We start from the raw sequence: 7,382 nt of genomic DNA, 5'->3' as shown, positions 1-7,382 counted from the left end.
GGCTAGTCTGCAAGAGGACGGCGGTTGTTTAATCAGCTATCATCCCTGACATTTTCATAGAACAGTTAACCTGACATTTTCACAGACGCTTGACACGGCCAGCTATAATTTCCTTTTTATATCCTTTCTGGAAACCATCCGGCGAGCCCGGCCCGCAAGGCCTTCCGAATGGCTTTCAGAACATGTCCCTCCTGTAAAGGATAAATGCCACAAAGAGAGTTATGGCGATGGAGCCGACGGTAACATAGAGCCACATAAACGGATTGCCTGTAAACGGCCATTCAAAGTTCTGTCCGAAAAAGCTGAATATGACATTGGGGACAGAAAGCACAATGGTGATGGCCGCCAGGAACTTCATGACCATGTTCTGGTTGTTGGAGATGATGGACGCAAAGGCATCCATCATGCCGCTGAGGATGGAACTGTAGATGTTGGCCATCTCAATGGCCTGCTTGTTCTCAATGATGGTGTCCTCCAGCAGATCCTGGTCTTCTTCATACATCTTGATGAGCTTGCCGGAAAGAAGCCTTTCCAGAACGGTCTCGTTGGACTTTAATGACGTGGTGAAATACACCAGGCTCTTGCTGAGCTCCATCATCTTGTACAGTTCCTTGTTCCTCATGGATTTATAAAGAGAATTTTCAATGAATTCGCTCTTTTTGTCGATATGCTTCAGGTATTTCAGGTAGTCCTTTGCCACATGGTACAGGACCTGAAAGATAAAGCGGGTTTTCTTGTAGGTATACAGATTCTTTATCTGCCCGTTCCTGAAACGTTCCAGGACAGGAACCTGCTTGCTGCATATGGTGATGATGTAGTCGTCCCTCACCTGGAGCAGACCCATCGGCAGCGTTTCAAATTTTATGGATTTATCATCCTCGTAGACATAGGGTATATCGACGATGATGAGTATCTGGTCATCCTCGGTATCAATACGAGGCTTCTCTTCCACATCGAGAGGATCCCGCAGGAATGTCGGTTCGGCACCGATAAGTTGGGTCAATTTGTCGAGTTCTTCTTCGCTGGGCTCGGTCAGATTGATCCAGCAGCCCTTTTCGATGGTATCCACCGTAAGGGTCTCAAGACCGTGCTCCGATGTCTTGAAGATTTCCATCATGGAAATCACCTTCCTTCTATAAGAATCACCTCACCGAAATTATGCCTGAAGACGATGAAAACAATCACCCCGGCAGGGGGCACCATTTTCATAAAGCCCGGCCGTTCATCCTGATATGCTCAAAAAATCCGGCCAGGTGCATAACAAAAGTCCGCGAGAGCGGACTCAGATCACCATTCATGATCACTCTCCCCCTCATCGAGTTTTGGCACTATACGGCTTAGGCAAAAAGCCAACTGCATTAAACAAAACCTTAATCCGGCAATGTTTGTTTACCCATTGGCGTCTCTCGACGTTTCCGGGCAGCAGCCTGTATCCGTATAGGAGCCTCACCTAACAGAGATATTTACTTTTACACCTAGATTATAGGCTTTATTATACACGGCGTCAATACGGCAAACAGGCTTGTTTTGCCGGCCGGAACGCAACCTGTCGGATAATGGATGCGTAAAGAATCGGAACCTGTTTCAACTATGCGCAAACTGCGTTTTTTTGGAAGAAAACCGGTGGTATTATATAATAAAACAGGATTGATAAGTAAACGCCTTCTTTTTTCGGAAGTCGGGGGGGGTCTTATGAGAATAGGTTTTTTGACCAGTTCCATCTACAGCCCTTTTGGGATGGCCCTGATCAAGTCCCTGTGGCGGGAGCTGGAACCCCGCAACTGTTCATTGGTCATTTTCGAAGGATACAGCCTGATAAACAATACGGCAACCGACTATCAGTGCAACGTTCTGTACCGCATGATATCCCAGGGCAGCATCGATGCGCTTGTTCTGTCTGGTCAACTGTCATCAAAACTTGGTGTGGAGCTGGTACAGGACCTGGCCACGAAGGCCGGCCTTCCATCCGTTTCCTTAGGCATTGAGCTTGAGGGTATCCCGGCGGTCTCAACCGATAATTTTTCAGGATTTGAGCAAATCGTATCCCACCTGATATCCCACGGCTACCATAAGCTGGCCCATATCAGCGGTCCCCTGAAAAACCCCGAGGCCCTGCTGCGGCGGGATGCGTTCCTGAAGGTCATTTACCAAAACGGGCTCGAAGTCCCCAAGCATTTCCTCCTGGAGGGCAATTTCAGCGATATACGGGGGTACCATCTGACCAAAAAACTCATTCCCCATATCCGGGCAAAGGAGATCGACGCTCTTGTCTGCGCCAATGATGATACGGCCAGCGGCGCCATAAAGTGCCTGAACGAAAATGGCCTTTCTGTGCCCCGGGATGTGGCGGTAACCGGCTTTGACGATGTGGGAGATCCCATGGGCATGGTCCAGACCCTGACAACGGTTTCCCAGCCCATGGAGGAAATGTGCCGCAAAGCCGTGGAACTGCTTCTTGATGAGCAGCCGGATCGATTCAGCGGGCTGGTTTATACCTTGCAGCCCCGTTTGATCATACGGCATTCCTGCGGCTGCAAGGATTCCGGGCATCCAGTGAGCAACAATCCCGGACCCATATTCAACCCCCTCAGGACCCATCGACGATTCCAGTCCCTCGATGAGACTGCTTTCTACTCTGCTCTCACCGACTGTCTGAGCGAGTATGGCATGAACGCCTGCTATATCGTGCGTTACCTGACGCCAACACGGTTTGACGACTATGCTTCCGCAAGGCAAAACCTCAAGGGAACGATGCTGTATGGCTATTCAGATGGGCGGAAAGTCCAGTATGCCACGCCTTTTGAGGTCTCCCGGATCCTGCCGGATCCCATATACGGGACCCTGGATGGCATCACCTTCGTCAAGCCCATTTTCATAGGCAAGAACCAGCTGGGTTATATCATCATGTCCGCTCCGGAGAACCTGGTGGCCACCATGGCAAACCTGTGCCTCGAGGTGCAGCAGTACATGGAGAATGCCTTCCTCGCCTACGAAAAGCAGCAGGTGGAGATGAAACTGTCCGACACGCTTGAAAGGCTTATCAACACCAACCGCAAGCTCAACGAGCTGACCGTGCGGGACAATCTGGACAAGATGAAGAAAATCCGATACCTGGCCAACAACATGCTCCAGAACCGAAAGGCCGACAGCGGAGAGTATTATCTGATCCTGGTGGAAATCGACAATTTCTTTGAAATCAACGCCGAATACGGCTTCGAAGAAGGCGAGCGCGTTATGAATGAGGTCACCAGGATCCTGTCCGGTTCCATCCGGGAGGACGATTTCCTGTCCCACGAAAGCTGCGAGCGTTACATGGTGCTCATCAAGAACATCCACGGGGATGCAATCCACGCCATTGAAGAGCGATTCCGCAAAAAACTGGAAGAACTGAACAACGGACTGGACAAGCCCTACAAGGTCTCATTCTCTTGGGGCTATGCCCGTGCCAGCGTTGATTCGGATTTTGAACAGGTCTACACGGACGCTGAAGCGGATCTGGCCTCAAGGAGGCACAGCGCCGCACAGGAACCATAAACCGATGCACAGCAAACGGGCTGCGGAAGGATCCGCAGCCCGTTCCATTTAAAGATATAATCTTTACTCCGTGATTCATCGGATTTAAAGGACGCTGCTGCAGTTTGCGCACCGTCATACGGGAAGAACATCCCGATGGCGGTGTCTTTCGGGTCCGCACCGGGCATGCCTTATGGGAATTAAGCCTTTACAAATGCTTCCTTCTTCTGCTCCTCCATGAGCTGGTTGGTATATAGCCTGTAATAATAACCCTTTTTCTTCAGCAGTTCCCTGTGGGTACCCTCTTCGATGATCCTGCCCTTGTCGATGACCAAAATCCTGTCCGCCGAGCGGATGGTGGACAGCCTGTGGGCGATGATGAAACTGGTCCTCCCTTCAAGGGCCCGGTTCAGCGCATCCTGGATCAGGTGTTCGGTCTCGGTGTCCACCGACGAAGTGGCTTCATCCAGCACGAACATGCCCGGATCGGACAGAATGGCCCGGGCAAAGGAAATGAGCTGCTTCTGGCCGGTGGAAAGCCGGCTTCCCCGCTCTCCCACCTGGGTGTCGTATCCCTTTTCCAGGCGCATGATAAAATCATGGGCGTTGACAGTCTTCGCCGCCCGGACGATGTCCTCCATGGTGGTCTCTTTCCGGCCATAGGCGATGTTTTCCTTCACCGTGCCGCTGAACAGGTAGGGCTCCTGCAGCACATAGCCGATGTTGGAGTACAGCCACAAAAGCGGTCTTTCCCGGTAATCCACGCCGTCGATCAGGATGCTTCCCTCGGTAGGTTCATAAAAGCGGCAGGCCAGGTTTACGATGGTGGTCTTGCCGGAACCGGTCTCACCCACCAGGGCGATCTTTTCACCGGGCCTGACCTCCAGGTTGAAATTCTCCAGGATATTCTCGCCTTCCTTATAGCGGAAGGTCACATTCTTAAAGACAATATGTCCATGGAACTTTGGCCATTCCGACTTGTCGGAGTCCAGCATATTGCCGTAGCGGGTTATCACTTCCCTGCTGTCCGCAATCTCATTTTCGGTCTCCAGCAGCGTGACCACCCGTTCCGCCGCAGCCTGGGTATACTGAAGTTCCGTGAAGACCCGGGCAAAGGACTTGACGGGCTCGAAAAATTGGACAGCATAGGATATGAACAGTACCAGGGTACCGTAGCTGGTGATGTTCCGGCTGACCTCAAAACCGCCCTTCCATAGCACCAGCCCGGTGGCGATGCTCCCCAGGAGGATTATCAGCGGGGTGTAGATGGATGAGACAGTTGCCGCCCGGACCGAAAAATCCCGCATCTGCCGGGTTGTCTTCTCGAATTCTGCCAGCATGTCATCCTCTATCCCCAGTGTCTTGATGGTCTTCGCACCCGTAATGCCCTCATTGAAGGCCGCGGTGATCTGGGAATTGTATTTGCGCACCTTCCTGTAATTGAACAGGATCTTTTTCTGGAAGATCATGCTGATGATCACAAGGGCAGGAACCACACATAGGACCATCAGGGCATAGCCCGCATCGGTGACCAGCATGAACACGGTCATGATGATCACCAGGAAGATGGACCAGAAAAAGTCCACCACATGCCAGGACAGGGTAATGCCGATCCGATTGATATCGGATGTCATCCTGGATACCAGCCAGCCCACCGAAGTCCTGTCGTAAAAGGAGATGGACAGTTCCTGCAACTTCTTGAAGACACCTTTTCGCATGTCATAGGGGATACCGTACTCAATCGTTCCCGCGTTCCGGATCATGAGCCATACATTGGCCGCCTGGATCACCACCAGGCCAACCGCCACAAGGCAGAAGACCCAGAATCCGTCCAATGATTTTTTGACGGCAAAGTGATCGATGGCATACTGGCTCAGTTTGGGGAACAGGGCATCCACCAGCGCCAGGAAAAGCATCTGCACCATCAGCGTGATAATGGTCTTTTTATAGGGTTTTGCAAAAGCGGCCAGCTTTTTGACAACGTTTATGTCAAACCGTTTGCCGTACTCGGTTTCCTCGAAATACAAGATCTCACACCTTTCAGACTGTCATTTCTTCCATCTCATCGCCCAGGGCGCTCTGGATCTCCCATATCCTTCTGTAAGGCCCGTCAACCTTTATCAGTTCCTCGTGGGTACCCGACTGGATGATCCGGCCCTGGTCCAACACCAGGATCCTGTCGGCTTCCGCGAGGGTGGTGATCCGGTGGGAGATGATGATGGTGGTGGTGTCCTTCCGCCGCTCCCTCAGCGCTTTACGGATCCTGGCGTCGGTCTCGGCATCCACGGCGCTCAAGGAGTCATCAAAGATGAGGATGGGCACATCCCGGATGATGGTCCTGGCGATGGCAATTCTTTGCCTTTGGCCACCGGACAGGGTCACACCACGCTCGCCCACAAGGGTGTCGTAGCCCATTCCAAATTCCTGGATGGCCTCGTCCACACAGGCCGTCCTGGCCGCTGCAAGGATCCTGTCCTCCTCCACCCGGCCGCAGCCTATCCCGATGTTCTCCCTGATGGTTTTCGAGAACAGGAAGGGCTCCTGAAGGACGATGCCGATGTGCTTTCTGATCCACTGCCGGCTGATGCGTTTCAATTCCACGCCGTCGATGCGGATGCTGCCTTTCTTGTAATCGTATAAACGAAGCAGGAGATGGACCAGCGAGCTCTTTCCGGCGCCTGTGGCGCCCAGTATGGCCACGGTTTGGCCTTTCTCTATCCTGAAGGTTGCACCGTCCAGAACGGGCTTACCCTTCTCATATTCAAAATGGACATCCTCAAAGACAATCTCCCCCTGAACGGGAGGTGTCTCGCCCGTGGTGTAATCTTCGGGTTTGTTGTCCAGGATCTCCTGGATCCTGCCTAGCGAAACGAAGGCCTGGCCCATGAATCCCATCATCTGGCCAAGGTTTCGTAAGGGCCATACCAGCATTCCCGCATAGGATGAAAAGGCGACCACCGTGCCAATGGTAACCTGGCCCCTGACCACCCAATAGGTGCCCACCGCGATAACCAGCGCATGCTGGAGCATGCACATCAGGTCGGTTCCTCCATAGAAATTGGCCATGATCCGAACGATGTCCATGTTCAGATCCCGGTGGGTCCTGTTCTTCTCATCAAACTTCTCCATCTCGAAATTCTGGGCGCCAAAGGCTTTTACGACCCGGACGCCGGCCAGGTTCTCCTGCAGGGTTGCGGTCATATGGCCTTCGGCTTCGTCCGCCCTGACAAACACCTTCATCATGTTGATGAAGAAGCGGACGGTTATGACAAACACAATGGGTATCAGCAATATGGAGATCAAGGTATATTTCAGGTCCATGGCAATCATTACGGCCAGCACCACGATGACCTGCAGGATGATCTGGAGCGCCTCGATGGACTGGGTGGATATGAAGTTCTGGATGGTCTCTATGTCGGAGGTACACCGCTGGATGATATCCCCGGTCTGTACCTTCACATGATAATCAAAGGGCAGGTGCTGCAAATGCCCGTACAGTTTTTCCCGCATCCGCTTGGAAGATGCCTGGGCCGCAACGGCCGAGCATTTTCCTTTCAGGTACATGAAGATGCCCTGAAGCAGTGTAATCACAACAAGGACCGCCAGGATGATCCACAGATTGTTCCTGATGGTGCTAATCCCACTTGCCACATCGATCCGGGATGCCAGGGCAGCAGGCAGTTCAACCGGTTTGTCGCCGATGACGTAATCCACCGTGAATGCGATGACCAGCGGCACCATGGACGAAAAAACAGTCATCAGTAGCACGGACAGCATGGACAGAAGATAGGTCATGCCGCTTCCGCGCAAATACTCACGAAGCAACTTCAGTTTTCTCACGTTGCGCCTCCTTTCGGGCGGTATCAGCA

At 52.4% G+C, this 7,382-nt stretch carries 4 protein-coding genes and 1 riboswitch; of the genes, 1 reads left to right on the top strand and 3 read right to left on the bottom strand.

Going from position 1 to position 7,382, the window contains the following annotated elements; translation table 11 throughout:
* Nucleotides 1-175 precede the first annotated feature (175 nt).
* Complete coding sequence (locus F3H12_RS04475; RefSeq protein ID WP_149678163.1) at nt 176-1,117, bottom strand: magnesium transporter CorA family protein; 942 nt, start codon at nt 1,115-1,117, stop codon at nt 176-178.
* A gap of 182 nt (nt 1,118-1,299) precedes the next feature.
* A riboswitch (M-box (ykoK) riboswitch) is annotated at nt 1,300-1,465 on the bottom strand.
* Nucleotides 1,466-1,692: 227 nt separating this feature from the next.
* Here F3H12_RS04475 and F3H12_RS04470 point away from each other — a divergent pair.
* Nucleotides 1,693-3,534, top strand: coding sequence for a substrate-binding domain-containing protein (locus F3H12_RS04470; RefSeq protein WP_188118375.1), 1,842 nt, complete (start codon nt 1,693-1,695; stop codon nt 3,532-3,534).
* 179 nt (nt 3,535-3,713) lie between these two features.
* Here F3H12_RS04470 and F3H12_RS04465 read toward each other — a convergent pair whose 3' ends face one another.
* Nucleotides 3,714-5,540, bottom strand: coding sequence for an ABC transporter ATP-binding protein (locus tag F3H12_RS04465; protein ID WP_340162573.1), 1,827 nt, complete (start codon nt 5,538-5,540; stop codon nt 3,714-3,716).
* A 13-nt stretch (nt 5,541-5,553) separates the two neighbouring features.
* Nucleotides 5,554-7,353: an ABC transporter ATP-binding protein gene (locus tag F3H12_RS04460; RefSeq protein WP_149678160.1), complete on the bottom strand. Its 1,800-nt coding sequence runs from the start codon at nt 7,351-7,353 to the stop codon at nt 5,554-5,556.
* Nucleotides 7,354-7,382 lie beyond the last annotated feature (29 nt).

This window comes from Thermoclostridium caenicola (genome assembly GCF_900142095.1).
Taxonomy (GTDB): domain Bacteria; phylum Bacillota; class Clostridia; order DSM-8532; family DSM-8532; genus Thermoclostridium_A; species Thermoclostridium_A caenicola.
The sequence above is the reverse complement of the archived record's forward strand: the minus strand, read 5'-3'. Positions and strand labels throughout refer to the sequence as shown.